Genomic DNA, 23624 nt, shown 5'->3' with positions numbered 1-23624 from the left:
TTAGAATGAACGTACATCAACAAAGTGACCTGCAATTGCCGCTGCTGCTGCCATCGCTGGGCTCACTAAATGCGTACGACCACCATTACCTTGACGACCTTCGAAGTTACGGTTTGATGTTGATGCACAGTGCTCACCCGGTTGTAATTTGTCTGCGTTCATTGCTAAACACATTGAGCAACCCGGCTCACGCCATTCAAAACCAGCTTCAATTAAGATTTTATCCAAACCTTCAGCTTCTGCTTGTGCTTTGACTAAGCCAGAACCCGGAACAACCATCGCTTGCTTAATCGTGCTTGCAACTTTTTTGCCTTTTGCAACTTCAGCTGCCGCACGGATATCTTCAATACGAGAGTTGGTGCAAGAACCGATAAATACGCGATCCAATTTAATATCAGACAATGCTTGACCCGCGGTTAAGCCCATATATTGATAAGCACGTGTCCAATCGTTACGTTGTACATCATCTTTTGCTTGTTCTAATGTCGGTACTGCTTGAGAAACAGGAATCACCATCTCAGGAGATGTACCCCAAGACACTTGTGGCTCAATCTCTTCACCTTGTAATACAACGACTGTATCAAAGTGTGCACCCTCATCAGAATGTAAAGTATTCCAATAAGCTACAGCTTGATCCCACTGCTCACCTTTCGGTGCATAAGGACGGTTTTTCACATATTCAATGGTTTTCTCATCTACAGCAACCATACCTACACGGGCACCGCCTTCAATCGCCATGTTACATACCGTCATACGACCTTCAATCGACATATCACGGAACACTTGACCACCAAATTCGATGGCATGGCCTGTACCACCAGCTGTACCGATTTTACCAATAATCGCTAAAACCACATCTTTTGGTGTTACGCCTTGACCTAATTTACCGTCAACACGTACCAACATGTTTTTCATTTTCTTTTGAACTAAGCATTGCGTTGCCAATACATGTTCAACTTCAGATGTCCCAATACCGTGTGCCAAGCAACCAAACGCACCATGCGTCGCTGTATGAGAGTCACCACAAACAACCGTCATACCCGGTAAAGTTAAACCTTGCTCAGGTCCAACAACGTGTGCGATCCCTTGACGGACATCGTTGATATCAAACTGTGCAACATTAAATGTTTTACAGTTATCATCTAAAGTTTGCACTTGGATACGTGAAGTATCATCTTCGATCCCCGCAATCCCTTCAGAACGCTCTTTCGTAGACGTTGGTACGTTATGGTCAGGCGTTGCCACGTTTGCACTTAAACGCCAAGGTTTACGCCCTGCAAGTTGTAAGCCTTCAAAAGCTTGTGGAGAAGTCACTTCATGCAACAAGTGACGATCGATATAAAGTAAAGAAGAGCCATCATCGCGTTGTTTAACTAAATGATCGTCCCACAATTTATCGTACAACGTTTTTTTTGTTTGAGTTTCTGCTTTTTGGGTTTCGCCTGCCATGTCGATTTGCTCCACTGGACTGGGTAATTCTGTCATTAATTACGATTATAACGGCCTATTCACATAAATCTAATTTATCATTTTTATTAGTTTAAAAACTTTTTAGAATCAATGTAAACACAAAAACCATCTATAAAAACGATTAATTTAAAAATAATATTCGCTTTTACAGATTAAATAAGAATGCTTATCATTTAACCATCTCCAAGATCACCACCACCTGAGGATGTTCACATGGCACATATTCAAAAATTTGTTGAAGATAATCAACGCATGTTCAAAAAAACACTAAGCTACTACATTATGCACATTACAGTAGCCATGATTGTAGGCTACCTTGTCACAGGCAGCATTTGGATGGCAATTACTTTGAGTTTACTTGAGCCTACTGTACAAGCCGTGGCTTATTTCATTCACGAACGCGTGTGGGAGAAAAAAACGATACAACAGGAAGAAAATATCGTCGCATAGTTTCACCTGTGATCCTCCTCATCTAAGCCGCACTATGCGGCTTTTTTGCAACAGTTTATGAAGAATTACTTCGCAATAGATATAAATTTATTTTATAATTAAATAATATTTTCATAACCGAGTTTAAATTATGAATCTTGCTGCCTTTGAAGCTTTTATAAAAGTCATGGAAACGGGTTCGATTTCTATGGCAGCTGATCAACTATTTATCACTCAGCCCGCTGTCACCAAACGTATTCATAGTTTAGAAGATTATTTTGGTGTCAAATTATTTGAATCTGCTGGCCGAGGTGTACAAGCCACCCATGCGGCTCATTCCCTGCTTCCTAAAGTTAAAAATTGGTTAAATGAACTAGGTGATATTCATCACACCTTAAGCCACGACCAAAATCAGATTAAAGGAAAGCTTAAAGTTGGTACCAGCCATCACATTGGATTACATCATTTACCGCAACATTTAAAAAGCTATGTTCAGCAATATCCTGATGTGACATTAGATGTGCATTTTGTAGATTCAGAACAAGCTCATGAAAAAGTGTTAGCGGGTGATCTTGAACTGGCATTCTTAACCTTACCCCCAGTCCTAGATGAACGTTTAAAATATGTTCCTTTATGGAGTGATCCATTGGTCTTCGTTGCTGCAGTTTTTCATCCATTGGCAAATATGAAAAATTTAAGCCTTGAAGATCTCATGCAGTACCCAAGTTTATTACCTGCAGCTCAAACATATACAGCGCAGATCACCCTTGCAGAATTTGAAAAAAATGGATTAAAACCTAAAGTGTCTATGAGTAATAACCCGCTTGAATCCATTCGCATGTTGGCTTCTATTGGGTTAGGCTGGTCTGTCCTACCAAGTACTTTAGTGAATCAAGACTTAGTCAGGCTGGACATTAATTTAGAAATGCAGCGTCAATTGGGTATGGTTTGGCATCCGGGACGCACCCAATCTAAGGCAGCCAAGGCCCTGGTTGATTTAATGAAATAATTTCAGCATTCGTTCTTTAAAAAGTCATCTAAATAAGATGACTTTTTACTTTTTAAGACAAGTGAGCTACTTAAGCTTTTTTCTTCAATGAATCTTCATGTAAAGACTCATTGAGCTGATCGATAATTAATGCCCATGAACCATCTGAACATAATTTTTCTTTCAAAAATTGACGTTGACCTTCAGACCAAAAACTTGCTTCAGTCAAAAAGGTTTCAGCTTCTAACTGATGTGTTTCAATAAATTCTGCAATAGCTTGCTCGCTAGAATCTAATCCTAATTGCTCAAATAAGTTGGTCATTCTTGGCTCTGCATTTAGCATCGTGTATTCCTTATGATTTTGATTAATTTTAAGTTAGTTGTTTGCGCATAAGGTATCACTAAGGGATGAAAGCGTCTGTAAATTTATGCTGAATTTCATCTCAAGTTATTTCAATGCTGATCAATGAAAAAAAGCCATTGATACAATGGCTTTAGCAATTTTTAATTTTGAGAATAAAATTGTCTTAAATGGACCAGTCTTGGATATCCCAACCCTGCTCTTTAGCCAATACTTCAAGACGCTCATCTGGATTGACTGCAATCGCATGATCCGCATATTCCAATAAGAATCGATCATTAATGGAGTCTGAATATGCCCATGATTCAGTAACTTCTCGTCCCTGGAGCCATTGATCTAATCGTGCCAATTTACCTTTTTGATAACACGGAATATTAATGACTTTACCCGTATATTTACCATCAACCACTTCTGCATTGGTTGCAATAATTTCTGTAATACCAAATTCACGAAAAATAGGTGCAGTAATAAAATCTGATGTTGCTGTAATCCCTACTAATTGATGCCCAGCATCTTGATGACGTTGAATCGCTTTATAACCTTCAGGACGCATTTGAGGTCGAATCACTTTTTGCATAAAAAGCTGATGTAAGTCGGTCAAATACTCATTGTCATGTTGCGTTAAAAATTCAAATACAAATTCGTTGTAGGCAATTGGATCAAGTTGTCCTGCTTTGTAGTCTTCATAAAATTTGTCATTCATGGCGCGATGTCGAACTGGATCAACCAAGCCTTCATTGACTAAAAACTCGCCCCAAGAATGGTCAGAGTCGGTATTTAACAAGGTGTGATCTAAATCAAACAACGCCAATTTCATGAAATTACTCGTTCAAACTGAAATTTAAGAAAAAAAATGTAAATCTATCTCCGCTAGTCGATAGAAATTCGTTAAGATCATAGCAATTTTAAAACATTATTACTTTGAACTTTTCGAGTTGGGCATAGAGAGTGGATGCCCCCGAACCCAAAGTCAACGAATTTAATAAATTTTAGGTGCCAAATGATCGACTCAGAAGGTTTCCGACCGAATGTCGGGATCATTTTGGCAAATGATATTGGACAAGTTTTATGGGCAAAACGCATTGGTCACAATGCTTGGCAATTTCCTCAAGGAGGCATCCAATTTGGTGAAACTCCAGAACAGGCACTTTTCAGGGAACTCCGTGAAGAAGTCGGGTTATTGCCGGAGCACGTCCAAATAATTGCTCAGACCGAAGGTTGGTTACATTATCGTTTGCCACTTCGCTACATCAGATCAGATTCTGATCCTGTGTGTATCGGACAAAAGCAAAAATGGTTTTTATTGAAATTAGTCGCGTCAACGAATCATATTCAGTTGAACTTAAATGATCCGCCAGAGTTTGATCAATGGCAATGGGTCAGCTATTGGTATCCACTAGGCCAAGTGGTGAACTTCAAAAAAGATGTTTACCGTCGTGCCATGTTGGAATTGTGTATGCATCTGCCATAGCATGATTTATATTAAACATTGAATTTAAATGTTTGATTTTTATTTCGACTATTTGAATAATCACCATAATTACATCCCTTTAAGAGGAGCACCGCTACATGTCGAACATGCAATTAGACTCTTTACGGCGCATTGTCCAAGAAATCAATGCGTCTGTCAGTTTGCATGATTCGTTAGAAATTATGGTCAACCAAATTTCTGAAGCAATGCATGTAGATGTGTGCTCTATTTATTTACTTGATGAACGTAACCAACGTTACGTTCTGATGGCTTCCAAAGGCTTAAACGCTGAATCCATTGGCAATGTATCATTGCAGTTGGGTGAGGGTTTGGTCGGACTCGTTGGGCAACGCGAGGAAATCGTCAATATCGAGAATGCGTTTAAGCATGAGCGTTTCGCGTATTTCCCAGAAACGGGTGAAGAGATTTATAACTCTTTCCTTGGCGTTCCTGTCATGTATCGTCGAAAAGTCATGGGTGTTCTCGTGGTTCAAAATACTGAACCACAAGACTTTAGCGAAGCTGCTGAATCGTTTTTAGTCACACTTTGTGCGCAACTTTCTGGCGTTATCGCCCATGCGCATGCAGTTGGAAATATTGATGTTTTCCGTAAGCCAAATAATTCTCCAACCTATAAAACATTTCAAGGATCATCAGGTGCAGGTGGTATTGCATTAGGTCGTGCACTTATTCTTTATCCACCCGCAGATTTAGGTTCAGTACCTGACCGCGAAGCTGAAGATATCAGTGAAGAGCTTGAATTACTCGATCATGCGGTTGATTCAGTTCGCCAAGAAATTCAATCACTTGATGATAAAATGCAAGATTCTTTGATGTCTGAGGAACGTGCATTATTTAGCGTATTCTTGAGAATGTTGGATGAGAATGCCCTGCCTGCTGAAATCAAAGAGTTAATCCGTGATGGTCACTGGGCTCAAGGTGCAGTTAAACACGTTATTGATCGTCATGTGGCAATCTTTGCACAAATGGAAGACGATTATTTACGAGAACGTGTTGCAGATCTAAAAGACCTTGGGCGTCGTATTTTAGCAGCGCTTCAAGAAGATGATTTAAGTCACCGAGAACTGAGTAATGACAGTATCATCGTGGGTGAAGAAATCAGTACGGCAGCACTGGTTGAACTACCTGTCGATAAGATTGCAGCGATTGTGACGTCTGAAGGGGCTGCCAATTCACATATGGTGATTGTAGCACGTGCTTTGGGTATCCCCACAGTTGTTGGTGTCACCGAACTTCCGGTGACTACCCTTGATGATGTGGAAATGATTGTTGATGCCTATCAAGGACGTGTATTTATCAATCCACCACGCCGTTTACGTCAACGTTATCGTGACATCCAAAAAGAAGAAGAACAAATCGCCAAAGATCTTAAACAGTATGAAACCAAAGATGCCATCACTCCTGATGGTGTTGCAGTACGCTTATTTGTGAATACAGGTTTAATGATTGATGTCGTGCGTGGTGTACAACGCGGTGCCAAAGGTGTCGGACTCTATCGTTCAGAAATTCCATTTATGTTGCGTGATCGTTTCCCGGGTGAAGAAGAGCAACGGGCGATTTACCGTCAACAACTTAGTCACTTTGCCAATAAACCAGTCGTGATGCGTACTTTGGATATTGGTGCAGATAAAGATTTACCTTATTTCGAAATAGAAGAAGAAAACTCAGCATTAGGATGGAGAGGGATTCGTTTTACCTTGGATCATCCTGAGATTTTCTCTTCACAAATTCGTGCGATGTTAAAAGCCAGTGTCGGCTTGAATAATTTGCATATTTTGCTGCCAATGATCACCAGCGTCAGTGAAGTAGAAGAAGCGCTTTATATTATTGAACGTGACTTAGCTGCGGTTCAGGAAGAAGAACAAGTTAAAATTAATCGTCCTAAAATTGGCATCATGGTTGAAGTACCTAGTGTTTTGCTTCAAATTGGTGAGTTTGCAGAATTAGTTGATTTCTTCTCAGTGGGTTCGAATGATTTAATCCAATATTTGTTGGCAGTCGACCGTAATAACCCACGTGTATCGAGTGTTTATTCTCACTTCCATCCCTCAGTGCTTCGAGCATTGCAACGCTTAGTTCAAGAGTGTCATAAATATGACAAACCTGTCAGTATTTGTGGTGAAATGGCTGGCGATCCACTCTCAGCAATTTTACTGATGGCAATGGGCTTTAATACGCTTTCAATGAGTTCGAGCAATATTCTCAGAGTCCGTAAAGCAATTTGTCATGTTCCAATGGTAGATGCGCAAACGCTTTTAGATGAAGTGGTGAAAATGAGTAATCCACTCATTGTGAAAAGTTGGATGGAATATTATTTCCGTCACCATGGTTTAGCGGATATGGTGAAATCGAATCGTATTGTAAATGCCTAATATGAATCTCGGTTTAAGCAGAGAAAGAGCTGAGTAACAACATAATCAATTGGCTTTTTTTATCTTCATGTCGATCGTAGCGATCTCGGTAATTCTATTTCATTTATATGTTAGTAAATCAAAAAGTAGTTCAAGACCCAATAAACCTATTTCAAATTATACGCTAGATCATGGTTTAACGATGAATTCTGAACACCAAATGAGCGAATCATCATATGTAGATATAGATTATGGTGGAAGTAGTGGTGGAGCAGACTAACCTTCACGTGTTTAGGCATATAAAAAAGGGAGATAATCATTCGAATATCTCCCTTTTTTGTGCTTGCTATAGCCACGTTTTGCATTTTTCTTACGATCTACAAAAACTTGGCTTTTGTTGACTTCATGCATATGTTTTGCCACAAAGTTGTGAATCACAACTTCTGGCAACGCTTTTTTCTTTGCCATTTTATATTACCTTCAGTTTAACCACCCTAGATGATGGGAAAGCGATATTACGCTTTTTTGTACATTATACAAGCAAATTCATAATGGTTTTTTCAATGACATTCATCGTATGCATACAATGTTTAAGATTAGCTCTGCCATTTTTCTATGTTAAATTGATCAATAACTCGAGCACCCGAAGATGCTCTTACACAGCATAGAAAGGACTAAATCATCATTATTTCGGTAGAAGACTAAATGTACCTCGATGATGATTAAATTTTCCATCTGGCATTGCGATATTTTGGTAAACGATCTTTTGCTTTTGATCGATGACTAATACAACATTTTCTTTAGTCGCATCATCTGCCCAATACACCATAAACTGCTCAGGTCCAACCTGTGTGGCTAAATATTTAATATTGGCAGATGTATTTTGTCCTGATGTGATATTTAAAAGACCTTGGTCTTTGAATTCAAGATGCTGCGTTTGACCATTGATGTTTAACACCAAAGTCTGTCCAATAGCGAAGAATGGTTTGTTCAAGGCTTGTTGTAAACCGATGTCCTTGATTACACCTTTGACACCCTGTATTTTGCCTTTAAGATGAATTGTTCCATCATTCCCAGCAATGTTGGTGTAAACGATATTTCGATTATAATCTTGAATATGAACGACATTATCTCCTGATTTATCCTCATGCCAATAAACCATAAAAATATTTTTAGCAATCTCAACAGGTGTGTATTTTACCGCTTCAGAAAGATCTGCGGCACCTGTAAAAGTTAGGTTTTTATGGTCTTTGACATCAAGATCAAATTTCAAACTCGTAAAATCGACTTGAATTTTTTGTCCTATTGGCGGATAAGGAGATGCAACTTTCCAATCGGTTTCTTTGGCAAATACTTGTGCAGACATTTTTAGCACTTCTTCACTCGACTCAAGATCTGGATACTTTGCTTTCATATATCCAAAAATCCCCTCCGAGCTTTGATTTTCAGTAACTGCTGTTTTAAAGTTCGTTAAATACCCTTTAATCCAATCCAATGGCTTAGGTGAAAAGTCACTTTTTACATAATGACCTGGGATCACTTTTTCAGGATTTAAACTCAGTATTTTATCAATTTGCTTCTTCCAAAGATCGATCCCTTGCACACCACTGGTATCGGTCATCCACAAATGCTCACCATAAGCGACCGAAATACCACCCAATGCCGTTTTTAAACTTGGAATCCATAGGAAACTATGTGCGGAATCTTCTGGATCAAGTTGGACTTGAATCTTTTGCCCATCTAATTCCATATATCCTGAATTTAAGGCTTCAGGAATAATAATCTTTTCAGGAGCATCGCCTTTTGCTAATTGTGGCTGCCAAACTGATAACTTATCTTCTTTAGAGGCTTGTATCAAATAAGCTGTCTGCGCGGTTGAAACAACCTTAGCATTTGGAAATGCTTTTAAAATTTCATTGGTTCCAAAATAATAGTCAGGATCACTATGGGAAATATAAATATATTTTAAATTTTTACCTGATTTCTTAATCAGATTGACTACGTCTTTAGCGTATTGATTCTGAAATTGAGCATCGACCAAAATAGCATCTTTTTTTCCTGAAATTAAAGTTGATGCAACGGCAAAAACAGCATCCACTCCAGGAGTATAAGTCTGCAAAGTGAGTGGAGATGGATTTGATGAATCTTTTGGACTTTTATCATCAGAATCATTACAGCCACTTAAAGCAATGGTGGTCACAAATAAACTAGTGGTTAGGAGTTTTGTCATATCAGCCTCATGAGATAAATTTATCTATGGTTCTTATTGATCTTTATTTTTTAAATAAGCTTTAAAGCAAAAGTGCCATATTTCCCCTCGTCATACTGCGGATGTGGCAGTGTAACAAGGCGAATTAACAGCTTATTGAGGCAGAAGAAGGATGAGAAGTACTTACGGTTTAGTAAGTAAAAAAATCGAATTTTCAGTTAAAATATTAGACTGATTTGCAACAATAAATTCCACGATAAAAAATGTTAACTTTAGTATCTCTAACTTGGAATTCCTGTTAATACAGACAATACTCTCTGAACAGCCATCTCTAATTTTTTCTTATTCATGGGCTAAGGCTTCAATTGGTTTTAAGTTTGCAGCACGTTTAGCGGGCATATAACCAAAGATCAAACCAACCAACGTTGAAAATAGCAGTGCGATAATAGCAACTGACCATGAAAATACCATCTTATAATCTGAGCTAATCGCATTAAAAATAAAACTGGCGATCAAGGCGATCGCAACACCAATTACGCCACCAAATAAACATAAAACTGCAGATTCAATCAAAAACTGAGCCTGCACATCACTTTGGCGCGCACCAACTGCTATTCGTAAGCCAATTTCCTTAATTCGCTCGGTCACAGAAACGAGCATGATATTCATCACACCAACGCCACCTACGACCAATGAAATGAAGGCTACTGCAGAAATAAAGAAAGTCATCGTTCCTAAATATTTTTCAAAGGACTTCATAGACTCATCGCTGTTATATATATCAAAATCCTCCACACCATGACGAGCAATCAATAGTTGCCTCACTTTCTTTTCGGCTTTTACTGAGTCAGTATTTTGATGTAGTACCGCAGTCAGCAGATTGACATGATCACTACTTGAAATTTGTGACATCAATACATTATAAGGCATCCAAATTTGTGAAGAACCTGAGCTATATTGAGGTTCAGCGATTCCAACAACTTCATAAGAACGCTTATTAAATAAGACTGTTTTACCTAAAGCTAATTTTTGCTGTCCAAATAACTTTTCAGCAGCTTGCTTATCAATCACTACAATTTGGGAACGCTGTTCAACATCGCTCTGTGTAAAAAAGCGACCATGTTGAACTTTCATGTTTCTAATTTTTAAATAAAAACCATCTGCACCTGTTGCACTCACATCAATATTACGATTTTGATAAATCATGTTCCCACTTAAACTGACATGTGGAGAAACATGGATAATTTCTTTCATCTCATTGAGAGCATTTAAATCATCCATATTTAAACGGCTGGCAGATGCAGCTAAAGCTGTTCCACCAGGATAAATCTCAAGTGTTGCTGTTTTCAGTCCTCCCCAATCATTCAAAAACTTTTCTTTTGCACCATTACCAATGGCAATGACAATGGTGACTGAGCAAATGCCAATAATAATCCCTAGCATGGTCAAAAATGACCTTAAACGATTGGCGAAAATTGAGTGCAAAGACATTTTCATCGCTTCATACACTTGGGAAACAAAGCTGAATTTCATGTCCGCATGAAAAACTTTTGATGGAGAAACTTGCCCTAAAGATTGACGCTGCGTATCCGAAAGAATGCGTCCATCTTTAATTTCAATGACACGATCTGCACGTTCTGCAATACTTTTATCATGAGTGACTAAAATAATCGTATGCCCTTGACGGTGTAGATCTTCCAAAATTTGCAAGACCATTTCACCACTTTCAGAATCCAAAGCGCCTGTGGGTTCATCGGCTAAAATAACCTCACCACCATTCATAAGCGCGCGGGCAATACTGACTCGTTGCTGCTGTCCACCCGACATTTCATTGGGTTTATTATCACTCTTATCAGCTAAACCGAGCTGAGCTAAAAGTTGCAGTGCTCGATCTGCACGGTTTTCTGCATTCAAATTTGAATAAATCGCGGGCAAGGCGACATTCTCTAACGCAGATAAAGCATTCAATAAATTATAGCGTTGGAACACAAATCCAAAACTTTTTAAACGTAACGATGAAAGCTCATCATTACTCAATAAGGAAATATCTTGTCCACGAAACAGAAACTGTCCTGAAGAGGCTTGATCCAAACATCCAAGTAAATTCATTAAAGTAGACTTACCTGAACCTGATTGCCCAATAATCGAAATAAACTCACCCTGCTCAATACTGAGACTGACATCTTTTAGGATGTGCTGCTGATTATTTTCTGGACCTACAAATTTATTTATTTTTTTTAATTCAATCAAACTCATTGAGTATCGCCTGATGTATTCGCACTATCGTCAGGTGCCTCTGCCAAAATTTTTTCACCCAACTTTAAACCAGACTTGATTTCAATATCATTTGAGTCAGAAATTCCAGTCACAACTTTTCTTGGTTGAGGTTTTGCATCAGGTTGATAGAGGTAAACCATGGCATCTGATCCATATCCAATCACCGTTGTTTTCGGAATTTTCAGTACATTCTTTTTTTGATTTACGATAATGTCATTTTGGGTTGTCATACCGATACTGAGTTTACGCTCAGGGTTGTCCACCAACATTCTTGCATAGTAGAACACTGCTGCATTCGCATTTTCATTTTTGTCGTCGTAAGTTCCTTTGGTCAGGGTCGTTAAAGCAGGATCAATACTTTGAATCACACCATCTAATTTCATATTGGGGTCTGCCAAAGTGCTAAATTTAACTGGCATGTTTTCTTTTAATTTAGTGTAGTCACCTTCTGCGACCTGCATTCGAATTTCCATCTTATTCAAGTTGGCAATCGTCGCGATCAAAGGTGTCGTTTGTGCAAAGTTAATGGTTTGACCAGCTTCAACAGGCATGGAAACCACGGTACCCGTCAATGGAGAGCGAATCTGTGTGTAGCCCAATTCAGTTTGTGCTGTATTCACATTAATCTGTAATTGTTTCAGCCGATATTCATTTGACTCAACATCTGCAATCGCTTGTTTAAGCTGATTATTCGCCTGTTCAAGCTCTTCACGAGAGCCTGCTTCAGCTTTGTATAAGGTTAATTTACGCTGATAGTTTTGTTTTAAAGTTTGTAAAGCGACACGTTTCGCTGCCAAGTCTGCCTTCGCAGCTTCAAGTTCGGCTTTACTGGTATTGAGCTTGTCCAACTGTGTTGTCGAGTCAATTTCAGCGATTAATTCGCCTTTTTTTACATCCTGTCCTAACTTGATATACAGCTTTTGAATTTGACCTGAGACTTGTGCACCCACGGAGACAATATCAGATGCATAAATTTCACCTGTGGCTTTAACAATCTGCGTTAGATCACCTTGAGTGACTTCAACGGTCTGCGGTTCTGGCTGCTTTTTTTGTGACTGAATATAGAAATAAACAGAAAGCGCTAAAGCAACCAATACCACTAAGACCAAAAAATACTTTAATTTTTTTGATTTTTTTTGCATGTGCATAATGACGAATAATCTTTATTGAGGAGATAACTTTTGATCAACATGTTTTATTCACTTTAATATGATCAAAATTTAAAAATTTTTAATGACACGATTCTAGTGAATTCTATTTTTTCACACTGTTGTACTTATTTATTTTTATGTATCGATAACAGCCAACCGCATCTATGTGTTGGCTGTCTATCAGAAAAGGGTTTTGGAAAATAATTAAGCGGCAAATGCTCGATTTAAAATTGAGGTCACATCTACTTGTTTAGGATCAAGCATCCCCACCACCTGACCATGAAATTTTTGATACCGCGTCGCAATAAAAGCATTGGTAATAAAATCTGGCGCATAACGTTTCAGCAATACTGCTTGAGAGAGCACAACCAAACGACTGACTAAGCTTCTCCCCATAAATTGTAAATCATCAGGTTCCTGATGAAATAATCTAAACAGTCCCTGCAACTCTTCATTAAGTATTTTGTCTTGACTTGCAGTAGATGCTAAATCTTTAAATAAATGCTCGATTGATTCAGGATCACGTGAAATAGCACGAAGCACATCGAGACACATGACATTACCTGACCCTTCCCAAATAGTGTTCACAGGTGCTTCTTTAAAGAGACGAGCCATGATGCCATGTTCAACGTAGCCATTGCCACCGAAAACTTCCATCATTTCACCAGTCATCTCTACTGCTCTTTTACAGATCCAAAATTTTGCTGCTGGTGTCATGATACGTTTCCATGCCAAACAAAGTTCGCTGTCATGTTCATAACAATGAGCCAAATGGAAACTCAACTGCACTGCCGCTTCAGTTTCTAAAGCAAGATCTGTGAGCACAGACCGCATTAATGGCTGCTCAATGAGTCTCTTACCAAATGCTTGACGTTGACGAGTATAGGCAATGCTTTGTACTAGGGCCTGACGCATAATGCCACTTGAACCTACCGCACACGTTAATCGGGTATAATTCGCCATTTCAATAATCGTTGGAATGCCGCGTCCAGCCTCCCCCATCATAATGCCCCAAGCTTCTTTAAATTCGACCTCAGAGCTGGAGTTGCTGCGATTTCCAACCTTCTCTTTGAGTCGTTGAATATGAATCGCATTTTTTGTGCCATCTTCCAACCATCGCGGAACAAAGAAACACGCCAATCCATCATGCTCAGTTTTAGCAACAACCAAATGTGCATCGCACATAGGTGCTGAAAAAAACCATTTATGCCCAGTTAGTAAATAAGCTTGTCCTCTTCCAGACTGCCCAACTGGAACAGCTGTCGTTTCATTAGCACGCACATCAGAACCACCCTGCTTTTCAGTCATGCCCATTCCAATCCAAATCGATTTTTTCTGAGCAATTGGTAAATCACGTTCATCATATTCAGTGGATAAAAGTTTATCTCCTAGCTTTTTCCACAGCTCAGGTTCTTTTTGAATCAATGGAATGCTGCCCAAGGTCATTGAGTTTGGACATAAGTTTCCACACTCCACTTGACCACTGAGGAAGAATTTTGCTGCCCAATCCACCCAACCAGATTCTTGAGTGAAATTTAGAAAAGGATGTGCATGAACCGCATATTTACGATTTAACGCCATCCATTTGTGCCATGAAGGATGAAATTCAACAAAATCTGCCCGCCTACCTCGAGCATCAAAACTATGTAAAATAGGAGGATGTTTATTGGCAAGATCAGCATGGTGATAAAAGCTTTCACAACCTACGACTGCACCAAACTCACTTAAATGGACTGAGTTTCTACTGCCATAACGCTGTAAGATTTCTTGTAAGATTGGATCTGTTATATATAGATTGTAATCTTGAAGCTCATCAAATTGATTATGTATTTGATGTGTCATCCATGCCGACATAAACGAACCCTCTTTGGAATTTTTATCTATAACTTGATTATTTATATTATCGAGTATAGCTTTTGAAAGTAGATTATCTAGTGCAAATGATGACTTGAATTATCATTAAATTTTTATCAACGTCTTAATATGATCTCAGTATTATGTCTTACTATTGTTGCATCATCTTTCGATATTTTGCTGGTGGCATACCCTTACAGCGCTTGAATGCTCTAGAAAATACAGATACTTCAGCATAACCCAACCGTTCAGAAATTTGATCTATTGTAAGATCAGTACCCAGCAACAAATCATCTGCCAAATCCTCACGTAAATTTTTAACCAATTGGTGAAACGTAATCCCTTCATTGGCTAAATTGCGCTGAATGGTACGAACATTGACAGCTAAAGCTTTGGATATATCTTCAATCGTCGGCATTTGGGATGCATTTTTTAATAAAAACTCACGTATTTTTTTACTATAGTCCCCTAAGCTTTTTCGGCGTCGAAATACATGCTCACACTCTTTTTGATAACGCATAAAAGTGAAGTCATCAGCTTGACGCAATGGGGTAAGCAACAATTCAGATTGAATCGTGATTCGACTTTGTGGTTTATCATAAAAAATAGGATAGCCTGTTAAGCCTTCTATCTGGTTTGCATAGCAAGGCTTGGTCATCGCTAAATCTATCTGAAAGGGTAATTGAGCACCAAGAATATCATTTTGAAGTGTGATGATCGTGGCAATATCTCTTTCTAAAATAAATAATTGCATATCAGCACTTAGATCATGATGGAATAAATTTAAATGTGTAAATTCACCATCTTCTTGCAAGGCCACATCAGAAAAAATTGCGCCTAATTTTAGATACCGTATCGCGATCAGCAACGCTTCTCTGACATTGGCACTACTTAAAATTGCAAATCCCCAAGCCCCTAATGTGGTGGTGTGATGTCGAAGCCCAGCTTCGAGCGCAATGGGATGTTCATCAGAGATTAGATTCAGAATATTTCTGATGATCTGTAATTCATTTCGCTCTTGGATTTCAAAATTTTCTTGATAAAGATCTTGTTTCGTCAGTTGTGTATTTTCTAGGCATTGCTCAAAAGTAATACCGTAGCTTTCTGCAACATGACATAGTACCCGAGCTGTATTCGCTTCCCTTAAAAACTTCCATGAATTAAGCATCATTATTCGCGTTTTTATTTGTCATCTAATGTCAAATTTAACTGTTTAATTATCATTCTACAAGTGAATTCAATCTCTTATATTCATAAATAAAAGAAAATGGAATTTTTTATGAACATGTATGCCAATCTTGTTGAGGAACAGCAAAGCCTGGTCAATGAACTCACGGCGTTATATCAAAAAACCAAAGCCGAGATGAACGACCAAGATATTGATCATATTCGAAATGTTGCTGCATATTCAAAGGCTATAAAATTACGCAGTGAGCAACTTATTCGTGAATGTATAAGTTTAGAATCTTGGGGACGGGGCATTATTCTGGGTTGTTTACACACCCTACTCGAATTTTCAGAGCTCGGTCATAACATCATGCACGGAAGTTATGATCACCTCCCCCAAGCAACCGAGTTTCATTCAGAACGCTGGGTATGGGACTTTGTGACTGATCCTCGTGAATGGCGCGTCATGCATCATCAAAATCATCATCCATTTACCAACATCGTTGGCAAAGATCATGATTTAGGGTATTCCTTTTTAAGAAGCTTGGCAGGTCAAAGCTGGTACGGGCATCACAGTGTTCAATTGCTGATTTACAGTGCGCTGATGATCACTCCATCCTACTATTTCACACTCTATACAGCCACATCAGCAGCACGTACAGAAGGTCGAAAGATCCTTTCCAAAGAAACCTTTACTCAATCACTTCGTCTCATAAAAGCTCATGCTCAAAAACAGTTTATTGAAGCACCTGTCGCTGCAAAATGGTCAAAAAAATTACCTGTTTTTATCGGAAATTATCTTACAACAACGATAGGCTATGGTTTTTTACTTCATATCCTCTTCTTAGAACATCACGCTGAAAATTTGGAGCTTTATTCAGATCCTGGACCTGATGAGACGCAAGAAGAATATTTCATACGACAGATTAAAAGTACCACCAATTTTATCCCATATGCACCGCTGGATCAGTTTCTCAAAAAAATCCTTGATGAAGAGGTCCCGTATCCAAATCCACCTCCATTTGAAATCTTTTATGGCGGATTAGATACACATCTTGAACATCATTTATTTCCAGATTTAGCATGTAATCGTCAAAGACAAATCAAAGCTGTAGTACGTAGTATTTGTGAAAAATATCATTTGCCTTATCACAATTCACCCATGGAAAAGCTGATTCCAGCGATACCGCTCAGCCTCATTAAAAGAACTCTACCTTTTGGTAATCAAGAAAAAAATAACCCTTTCAAATTACTCATTCGACCAAAAGAATTATTAAAACGTATCAAACGAGGAATTCAATATCAGCCACCCTCAACCATGACATATTTACACAAGCCACAGTTCTATAATGCGTCGGCAAAAGTTGTACAAGTCGAAATACAGCTTAATGGTCAAGTCAAAACACTTAAAATGAGCAAGCCTCAAGGCTGGGAACATTTAAAATGGCAGGCAGGTGCATTTATTTCATTAAGCTTTGAAATAAATGGGCAAACTTATATTCGTCAATACAGCTTATTGCATGAAAGCCAAACCGCAGATGGCTATTTTGAAATTGCAGTGAAACGTACACCTGCTGGCATTGTTTCTCACTATATTCATGATCATGTTCCTGTAAATACAGAGGTGACGATTGTAAGTCCACCACAATCTACACCTGATTTTGTTTTAGACACCCTTCCGCCGAAGTTAATCTTTATCGCAGCAGGAGTCGGTATTACACCAATTTTAAGTATGTTAAGAAAATATCAGCGTATCGAAAGTAAAGCTGAAGCTCATTTGTTTTACTTTAACCACGATGAAAATTCTATTTTGTTTGAAAATGAGATTCGTCAAATCTCGGGGCATTCGAATTTGAATGTTCACTTTATCTGCTCCAAAGTTCAGAACGAGTCGGCATCTGATTTACGACAAGGACGTTTTAGTCTTGAAATTTTCCAACCTTATATTCGAGATTTTAAATGCCAACACGTATATGCCTGCGCCCCTCAAGCATTAATCGATTCTGCTCGCCAACAACTTATTCAAGCAGGCGTTAAAGCAGCAGCATTTCACACAGAAAATTTTAAACCTGCTCCTCTCAGTTTTGAGTCTGATGGTGTTACACGTCGAGTAATTTTCAAAAAAAGTAATACAAGTATCGACATTCAAGGCAATGTCACTTTACTTGAAGCCGCGCGTCAAGCTGGTTTAAAACTGCCAAGCGGTTGTCAACAAGGTTTATGCAAAGCCTGTGTATGCACTAAATTGGAAGGTCAAACTCAGTTAGAAGTTGATTCATCCACTATTCAACATCGCATTACGCTATGCAACACTGTGGCTCGCTCACCAATCATTGTGCTTGATGTTTAACAAAGATTATTAAGTTAATCGCCGTCATGAAGTAATCATGCAATGCTTCATGACAGCACGATTCAAACACTTAAACAACCAAACTTATGATTCATATCCAAGAATTGCACAACCAAAACCTTACTGTAAATCATCGTTAAATCCTTTTAACCTGAACCAAATATTCTATTGGTGAATATTCAAATAAACCCTTAATTTATATGAGGGTAATTGGAATTTTATTTACAAATTAAACTCTCCAATTGAACGCATCATGATTTATGATGAATTTGTAAACTCAATAAAACACACATTCTTGTCACAATGTTGCTTTAGAATGATCGAACAAAACGGTTCATGTCTCTGGTATTGGAAGCGCTAGATCTTATAAAAGTGAATGCTCAGCCAACCATCAAGAAAGACATATATTATAAATGGAGAATGAATATGAGCGATGACTCAAAAAAATGTCCTGTCACCCACTTAACAACTGATGCTGGTGCTCCTGTAGTAGACAACCAAAACAGTATGACAGCAGGTGCACGTGGTCCTTTACTTGCACAAGATTTATGGCTGAATGAAAAACTAGGTAACTTCGTTCGTGAAGTGATTCCTGAGCGTCGTATGCACGCGAAAGGTTCTGGGGCATTTGGTACCTTCACTGTTACCCATGATATTACGCAATATACTCGCGCTAAATTATTCTCTGAAATCGGTAAAAAAACCGATATTTTTGTGCGCTTCTCTACAGTTGCTGGCGAACGTGGTGCAGCAGATGCTGAACGTGATATCCGCGGTTTCGCAATGAAATTCTACACTGAAGAAGGTAACTGGGATTTAGTAGGTAATAACACTCCAGTTTTCTTCTTACGTGATGCGCGTAAGTTCCCTGACTTAAACAAAGCAGTAAAACGCGATCCTAAAACCAACAAACGTAGTGCAACCAACAACTGGGATTTCTGGACTTTACTTCCAGAAGCATTACATCAAGTGACGATTGTCATGTCAGACCGAGGTATCCCAGATGGTTACCGTCACATGCATGGTTTTGGTAGCCATACCTTCAGTTTCATTAATGCCAACAACGAACGCTTCTGGGTTAAATTCCATATGCGCACGCAACAAGGCATTAAGAATTTAACTGATGCAGAAGCTGAAGCGATTATTGCGAAAGATCGCGAAAGCTCTCAAACTGACTTATTTGATGCGATTGAACGTGGTGATTTCCCGAAATGGAAAATGTACGTCCAAATCATGCCTGAGCTAGATGCAGAGAAAGTTCCATATCACCCATTTGACTTAACCAAAGTATGGCCTAAAGGTGACTATCCTTTGATCGAAGTCGGTGAATTCGAACTTAATCGTAACCCTGAAAACTACTTCCAAGACGTAGAACAAGCTGCCTTTGCTCCAAGTAACTTAGTGCCAGGCATCAGCTTCTCACCTGACCGTATGCTTCAAGCACGTCTGTTCAACTATGCAGATGCTGCACGCTACCGTGTTGGTGTTAACCATTATCAAATTCCAGTGAATGCACCCCGTTGCCCTGTTCACTCAAACCGTCGCGATGGTCAAGGTCGTACTGATGGTAACTACGGTGCTTTACCACACTATGAACCAAATAGTTTCAGCCAATGGCAGGAACAGCCACAATATAAAGAGCCACCATTAAAAATTTCTGGTGCGGCAGATTTCTGGGATTACCGCGAAGATGACAATGACTATTTCAGTCAACCACGCGCATTATTCAATCTCATGAATGATCAGCAAAAACAGGCTTTATTTGACAATACAGCCGCAGCAATGGGCGATGCATTAGATTTCATTAAGTATCGTCATATTCGTAACTGCTATGCTTGTGACCCAGCATATGGCGAGGGTGTTGCAAAAGCATTAGGCATGACCGTAGCTGATGCACAGGCTGCACGTGCAACTGACCCAGCACAAGGAAATCCTGGCCTACTTTAATTAATATCTCCATAAAAAAACCGCTGTTATCAGCGGTTTTTTTATTCAAACAATTAGTTTTTTACCTTCCCGAATACAATAAAATGGACTGATAAATTTAGATGCATTTTTCATCGCTTGGTGCAGATCCAACTCAGGTTGATTCCGATCTTCATCTGTTAACTGAAAAGTACGATAGTGAATCGCTAATGAACGTTTTGCGTGTAAATCTATATGTGCTTGGAATGCATCAGCAGGATTCATATGTAGATATTGCATCAATACTCTTGGTTCATATGCACCGATTGGCAGTAAAGCAATCCTTGGTGCACCTAAGCGCTGGTGAATCTCTTTAAAATGTTGTGCATAGCCTGTATCACCAGCAAAGTAACAATGACCATGCTCAGATAAAATTGAAAAACCACCCCATAATGCAAGGTTTTGATCACGAAGCCCTCGACCAGAACCATGTTGGGCAGGCGTGTAGACAATTTTAAAATCTTTGAATAAGGCAGACTGCCACCAATCCATCTCAATCACATGAAATGCTTTCGGCAAATAGGCTGCATTTCCTAGACCTGTATAGATCGGCATAGCAAATTTTTGATGTAGCCAATTCAAACTCGCTAAATCCATATGATCATAGTGATTATGACTGAGTAATACTGCGTGAATCTGTGGTAAATCTTCAAGTGCAATCCCTGCAGGGATAACACGTTTCGGTCCACTCCCATGCTTTGGGCTTACATAATCTGCCCATACAGGGTCGGTTAAGAAGTTATATGGACCAATTTGAATTAAAACCGTAGCATGACCAACAAACCATACTTGCCAATCTTCTAAATCTACATGCGGACGAGACTCAGGCTTAGCACGTTTGGTTTGAATAAAATCCTGTTGCTCTTTCGCGAAATCACCTTGCCAGGTAAAGCTTTTACGAGCCATCAACCATTTATATAAATTCCATTGGTTGAGCTGTGCAGGACGTGGTTCCTGATTAACGAATCTTTGCCCATTATGGTGATCCAGTGAAACCAATTTAAGTTTTGGTTTAAACCACACATGCCGAATACAATCTTCAGTCTTTAGTTGATAGTGCAGATTAGAATCCTGCGGCTTCCGTCCAACAACAAGTGTAGACTCTGGATTACTCGAAGTCGTCGTTGGAATATCAGTCAAATTAGACATAATAAATGTAAGCACCTTAAACCGAAGCGATTTTGAAATAGTTGATTATTCAGTTATATAAATAGATTATGTTCATCATCTATTCGCATTTTTAAATTATGTTTTTAAAAGATACACTGTTCGTGTTTCATTTAAGACAACATCAATCTCAATTCCCATGAAGTGGTTATAATTTCATCAATAAATTGTGAAATAGACCACCAATCATCCCTATATTATTCATCATATACAACTCAGACTTTCTTTTTGTTTATGATTTTGTTGTTTTTTTCTGATTTTTGATGTTTTTTTAATCACCCACAGAAATCTTAAATAGAGGAAGTTAAATTTTGTTTAGGATGTGACTTAACGCTGAACAACTGATCTCCCAAAGCTTCAACGTACTTTTCTCTACATTATTATTTTTCATAGACTTAAAGCCGAAACAATTGGTTTCAACTTTAATAGATACAATCTTTTCTAAACCTATACAAATCAGTCACTCATTCGCGATGAGAGTTCGATCTTGAAATGTAGAATTTCTATCTAAGTAAGAAATTAAATGCATGTGAATTTTAAAATACAAAAAAATGCTTCATTCACTAACTAAATACCAAAATACATCTACTTATTGATCAATTTCACTTATACTCATCTTTAGCAACATTAAGACATTTTTTAGATTATTCTCTGGAAGGCTATATGGAATTACGGCATTTGCGCTATTTTATTACAGTTGCAGAAGAGCTTAATTTTAGCAAAGCTGCACTTAAGCTCTACACAGCACAGCCTTCACTCAGCCAACAAATCAAAGATTTAGAAGAAGATGTTGGTGTGCGTTTACTAAATCGTACCAAACGAAAAGTTGAATTGACCGAAGAAGGCGCTGTTTTTCTGGAACAGGCGAGACTCACTATTGCTCAAGCAGAAAAAGCAATTAATATGGCGCGCCAAGTGTCTAAAGCAAAACAAAAAATGCTACGCATTGGTTTTGTGCCAGTTGCAGAAATGAAAATCTTTCCTTATGTATTACCTAACTTACGTGTTCAAAATCCCGAATTAAAAATTGAATTACAAAGCTTAAATAATATTGAGCAATTCAAAGGCATAAAGAAAGGTGAATTGGACATTACTTTTACTCGTCAACGTTTAGATTCTGAAGAGATCGAGAGTCGCTTTGTACTCCGTGAGCCTTTAGTTTTTATTCTGCCTAAAGATCACCCTTTGGCAAAGTACGAGCGTATTCCTGTAAAAGCGCTTGATGGCATTGATTTTGTGATCCCTTCAGATGAGCAATCTAAAACCTTACATGACACCATTCTAGGCTTTGCTGAACAAAATGGCGTTTCTTTTAAAATTGTTCAAAAAGCTGACAATATCTTGTTTAACATTAACTCTATTGGTATTGGCTTAGGGTGTACGATTCTTCCTGGCTATATTGTGCCACTTCTCTTGGAAAATAGTGTGACTCGACCACTCGATGTAGAGCTACCTTCGCTCGATCTCTTTGTAAGTTATCGCAAAAATGCCACTGGTATTGCTGTGCAAAAATTTATGGAGTTACTCTCAAAAGTCTTTTATTTAGACTTTAATCAAAGTTCATCGTGAATAAAAAACCCGCTGAATCAAGCAGGTTTTTTATTCACTGTGCTTTAACACGCAACAGACTGTTTGATCACATGTTTTAAAAATTGATGTAACTCATCAATGGAATCAACAACCGCAAGGGGATGATATTGCTGTAATACCTCAGGTAAATGAACGCCATACGTCACCCCTACACTTGGCATACGAATATTCAATGCCATTTCAAGATCGTATGAAGTATCTCCTACCATTATCGCTTGATCTGCATTAAAACCAGTTTCGGCTAAAATTTCAGCCAACATCAACGGATCTGGTTTTGATTTTGTTTCACTGGCTGCACGTGTCGCTGAAAACAAACTCACACTCTGAGTTTGCCCCAGTACTCGATCTAGCCCCTTACGACTTTTTCCTGTCGCAACAGCCAAATGAATACCTGACTCTTTGAGATCATGCAACATTTCAGCAACACCATCAAACCAACGATCATGTTTCGAGTGCTCAACATAATGCGCTGAATAAGATTGTAAAATTGCCTCGTGTAAATCAGGAACCTGAGGAAATAAAACTTGCGCAACTTCAGGTAATCCTAAGCCAATAATGCTTTTAGCATCCTCATCAGTCAAAGGTTGATTAAATTGTTTGGCGGCAAATTTTAAACTTTCAACAATTTGACCCACTGAATCAAATAAGGTGCCATCCCAATCAAAAATAATGAGTTTTACCGCTGATGTCATATTTTGTATCCTAATTTTGATCGGGCAGATGCCATTTAAATATCATATTGACATATTAAGATCTCATCGTTGCATGACCTCGTCATGACACAATGATTCGATCTTTACACA

General features: G+C 38.6%; 18 protein-coding genes. 7 read left to right on the top strand and 11 right to left on the bottom strand.

The annotated features are described in order from the left end of the window. Positions 1-1449 carry a 3-isopropylmalate dehydratase large subunit gene (gene leuC / locus AC1M87_RS08110; protein WP_180028647.1) on the bottom strand — a complete coding sequence of 483 codons (1449 nt, stop codon included), beginning with the start codon at positions 1447-1449 and terminating at the stop codon, positions 1-3. Positions 1450-1683: 234 nt separating this feature from the next. Between leuC and AC1M87_RS08105 the strand changes: the two genes are divergently transcribed. Further along, positions 1684-1920, top strand: a complete 237-nt coding sequence (locus AC1M87_RS08105) for a DUF2061 domain-containing protein (protein WP_035264169.1) — start codon at positions 1684-1686, stop codon at positions 1918-1920. Positions 1921-2050: 130 nt separating this feature from the next. Further along, a complete protein-coding gene (locus AC1M87_RS08100; protein WP_035264171.1) occupies positions 2051-2908 on the top strand; it encodes a LysR family transcriptional regulator in 858 nt (285 codons plus the stop codon). Positions 2909-2978: 70 nt separating this feature from the next. On the opposite strand, the gene AC1M87_RS08095 is transcribed toward AC1M87_RS08100, so the two are convergent. Both AC1M87_RS08095 and AC1M87_RS08090 read right to left on the bottom strand, forming a co-directional pair. Next, the gene (locus tag AC1M87_RS08095; protein WP_035264173.1) at positions 2979-3230 is read right to left on the bottom strand and encodes a DUF2789 family protein; all 252 of its coding nucleotides are present in this window, start codon (positions 3228-3230) and stop codon (positions 2979-2981) included. 184 nt (positions 3231-3414) lie between these two features. Continuing rightward, positions 3415-4065, bottom strand: a complete 651-nt coding sequence (locus tag AC1M87_RS08090; protein ID WP_481593406.1) for an HAD family hydrolase — start codon at positions 4063-4065, stop codon at positions 3415-3417. A gap of 183 nt (positions 4066-4248) precedes the next feature. Here AC1M87_RS08090 and AC1M87_RS08085 point away from each other — a divergent pair, with 183 nt between their 5' ends. Further along, positions 4249-4719 carry an RNA pyrophosphohydrolase gene (locus AC1M87_RS08085; RefSeq protein WP_035264177.1) on the top strand — a complete coding sequence of 157 codons (471 nt, stop codon included), beginning with the start codon at positions 4249-4251 and terminating at the stop codon, positions 4717-4719. 98 nt (positions 4720-4817) lie between these two features. Further along, positions 4818-7112, top strand: a complete 2295-nt coding sequence (gene ptsP, locus AC1M87_RS08080) for a phosphoenolpyruvate--protein phosphotransferase (RefSeq protein ID WP_035264179.1) — start codon at positions 4818-4820, stop codon at positions 7110-7112. A gap of 270 nt (positions 7113-7382) precedes the next feature. Here ptsP and AC1M87_RS08075 read toward each other — a convergent pair whose 3' ends face one another. The 6 genes from AC1M87_RS08075 to AC1M87_RS08050 all read right to left on the bottom strand — a co-directional run bounded on the left by AC1M87_RS08075 (position 7383) and on the right by AC1M87_RS08050 (position 15753). Next, on the bottom strand, positions 7383-7559 hold the full coding sequence (locus tag AC1M87_RS08075; RefSeq protein ID WP_180028638.1) for a DUF7230 family protein: 177 nt from the start codon (positions 7557-7559) through the stop codon (positions 7383-7385). A 217-nt stretch (positions 7560-7776) separates the two neighbouring features. After that, on the bottom strand, positions 7777-9321 hold the full coding sequence (locus AC1M87_RS08070) for an MBL fold metallo-hydrolase (protein WP_481593405.1): 1545 nt from the start codon (positions 9319-9321) through the stop codon (positions 7777-7779). A gap of 321 nt (positions 9322-9642) precedes the next feature. After that, a complete protein-coding gene (locus tag AC1M87_RS08065; protein WP_481593404.1) occupies positions 9643-11556 on the bottom strand; it encodes an ABC transporter permease in 1914 nt (637 codons plus the stop codon). After that, on the bottom strand, positions 11553-12719 hold the full coding sequence (locus AC1M87_RS08060; RefSeq protein WP_481593403.1) for an efflux RND transporter periplasmic adaptor subunit: 1167 nt from the start codon (positions 12717-12719) through the stop codon (positions 11553-11555). Before AC1M87_RS08060 ends, AC1M87_RS08065 begins: the two co-directional genes overlap by 4 nt. A 213-nt stretch (positions 12720-12932) precedes the next feature. After that, on the bottom strand, positions 12933-14582 hold the full coding sequence (locus tag AC1M87_RS08055) for an acyl-CoA dehydrogenase family protein (RefSeq protein ID WP_481593402.1): 1650 nt from the start codon (positions 14580-14582) through the stop codon (positions 12933-12935). 151 nt (positions 14583-14733) lie between these two features. Continuing rightward, on the bottom strand, positions 14734-15753 hold the full coding sequence (locus AC1M87_RS08050; RefSeq protein WP_481593401.1) for an AraC family transcriptional regulator: 1020 nt from the start codon (positions 15751-15753) through the stop codon (positions 14734-14736). A 108-nt stretch (positions 15754-15861) separates the two neighbouring features. Here AC1M87_RS08050 and AC1M87_RS08045 point away from each other — a divergent pair, with 108 nt between their 5' ends. After that, a complete protein-coding gene (locus tag AC1M87_RS08045) occupies positions 15862-18099 on the top strand; it encodes a fatty acid desaturase (protein ID WP_481593400.1) in 2238 nt (745 codons plus the stop codon). Between the two features lie 426 nt (positions 18100-18525). Next, on the top strand, positions 18526-20046 hold the full coding sequence (locus AC1M87_RS08040; protein WP_035264193.1) for a catalase: 1521 nt from the start codon (positions 18526-18528) through the stop codon (positions 20044-20046). Positions 20047-20091: 45 nt separating this feature from the next. Here AC1M87_RS08040 and AC1M87_RS08035 read toward each other — a convergent pair whose 3' ends face one another. Continuing rightward, positions 20092-21213, bottom strand: a complete 1122-nt coding sequence (locus AC1M87_RS08035; protein ID WP_481593399.1) for an MBL fold metallo-hydrolase — start codon at positions 21211-21213, stop codon at positions 20092-20094. Positions 21214-21894: 681 nt separating this feature from the next. Between AC1M87_RS08035 and hcaR the strand changes: the two genes are divergently transcribed. Further along, positions 21895-22800: a DNA-binding transcriptional regulator HcaR gene (hcaR, locus tag AC1M87_RS08030; RefSeq protein ID WP_481593398.1), complete on the top strand. Its 906-nt coding sequence runs from the start codon at positions 21895-21897 to the stop codon at positions 22798-22800. Between the two features lie 44 nt (positions 22801-22844). Here hcaR and AC1M87_RS08025 read toward each other — a convergent pair whose 3' ends face one another. Next, positions 22845-23513 (bottom strand): HAD family hydrolase, encoded by a 669-nt coding sequence (locus AC1M87_RS08025; protein WP_481593397.1) that lies wholly within the window; start codon positions 23511-23513, stop codon positions 22845-22847. Positions 23514-23624 lie beyond the last annotated feature (111 nt).

The sequence above is a fragment of the Acinetobacter sp. 24-47-62 genome (assembly GCF_056779765.1).
Note: the sequence above shows the minus strand (reverse complement) of the source record. Positions and strands in the feature narration are given on the sequence as shown.

What these genes read in the sequence shown, in the direction of transcription:
- leuC (WP_180028647.1), bottom strand. Translation starts at nt 1,449, where the DNA reads ATGGCAGGCGAAACCCAAAAAGCAGAAACTCAAACAAAAAAAACGTTG.
- AC1M87_RS08105 (WP_035264169.1), top strand. Translation starts at nt 1,684, where the DNA reads ATGGCACATATTCAAAAATTTGTTGAAGATAATCAACGCATGTTCAAA.
- AC1M87_RS08100 (WP_035264171.1), top strand. Translation starts at nt 2,051, where the DNA reads ATGAATCTTGCTGCCTTTGAAGCTTTTATAAAAGTCATGGAAACGGGT.
- AC1M87_RS08095 (WP_035264173.1), bottom strand. Translation starts at nt 3,230, where the DNA reads ATGCTAAATGCAGAGCCAAGAATGACCAACTTATTTGAGCAATTAGGA.
- AC1M87_RS08090 (WP_481593406.1), bottom strand. Translation starts at nt 4,065, where the DNA reads ATGAAATTGGCGTTGTTTGATTTAGATCACACCTTGTTAAATACCGAC.
- AC1M87_RS08085 (WP_035264177.1), top strand. Translation starts at nt 4,249, where the DNA reads ATGATCGACTCAGAAGGTTTCCGACCGAATGTCGGGATCATTTTGGCA.
- ptsP (WP_035264179.1), top strand. Translation starts at nt 4,818, where the DNA reads ATGTCGAACATGCAATTAGACTCTTTACGGCGCATTGTCCAAGAAATC.
- AC1M87_RS08075 (WP_180028638.1), bottom strand. Translation starts at nt 7,559, where the DNA reads ATGGCAAAGAAAAAAGCGTTGCCAGAAGTTGTGATTCACAACTTTGTG.
- AC1M87_RS08070 (WP_481593405.1), bottom strand. Translation starts at nt 9,321, where the DNA reads ATGACAAAACTCCTAACCACTAGTTTATTTGTGACCACCATTGCTTTA.
- AC1M87_RS08065 (WP_481593404.1), bottom strand. Translation starts at nt 11,556, where the DNA reads ATGAGTTTGATTGAATTAAAAAAAATAAATAAATTTGTAGGTCCAGAA.
- AC1M87_RS08060 (WP_481593403.1), bottom strand. Translation starts at nt 12,719, where the DNA reads ATGCAAAAAAAATCAAAAAAATTAAAGTATTTTTTGGTCTTAGTGGTA.
- AC1M87_RS08055 (WP_481593402.1), bottom strand. Translation starts at nt 14,582, where the DNA reads ATGTCGGCATGGATGACACATCAAATACATAATCAATTTGATGAGCTT.
- AC1M87_RS08050 (WP_481593401.1), bottom strand. Translation starts at nt 15,753, where the DNA reads ATGATGCTTAATTCATGGAAGTTTTTAAGGGAAGCGAATACAGCTCGG.
- AC1M87_RS08045 (WP_481593400.1), top strand. Translation starts at nt 15,862, where the DNA reads ATGAACATGTATGCCAATCTTGTTGAGGAACAGCAAAGCCTGGTCAAT.
- AC1M87_RS08040 (WP_035264193.1), top strand. Translation starts at nt 18,526, where the DNA reads ATGAGCGATGACTCAAAAAAATGTCCTGTCACCCACTTAACAACTGAT.
- AC1M87_RS08035 (WP_481593399.1), bottom strand. Translation starts at nt 21,213, where the DNA reads ATGTCTAATTTGACTGATATTCCAACGACGACTTCGAGTAATCCAGAG.
- hcaR (WP_481593398.1), top strand. Translation starts at nt 21,895, where the DNA reads ATGGAATTACGGCATTTGCGCTATTTTATTACAGTTGCAGAAGAGCTT.
- AC1M87_RS08025 (WP_481593397.1), bottom strand. Translation starts at nt 23,513, where the DNA reads ATGACATCAGCGGTAAAACTCATTATTTTTGATTGGGATGGCACCTTA.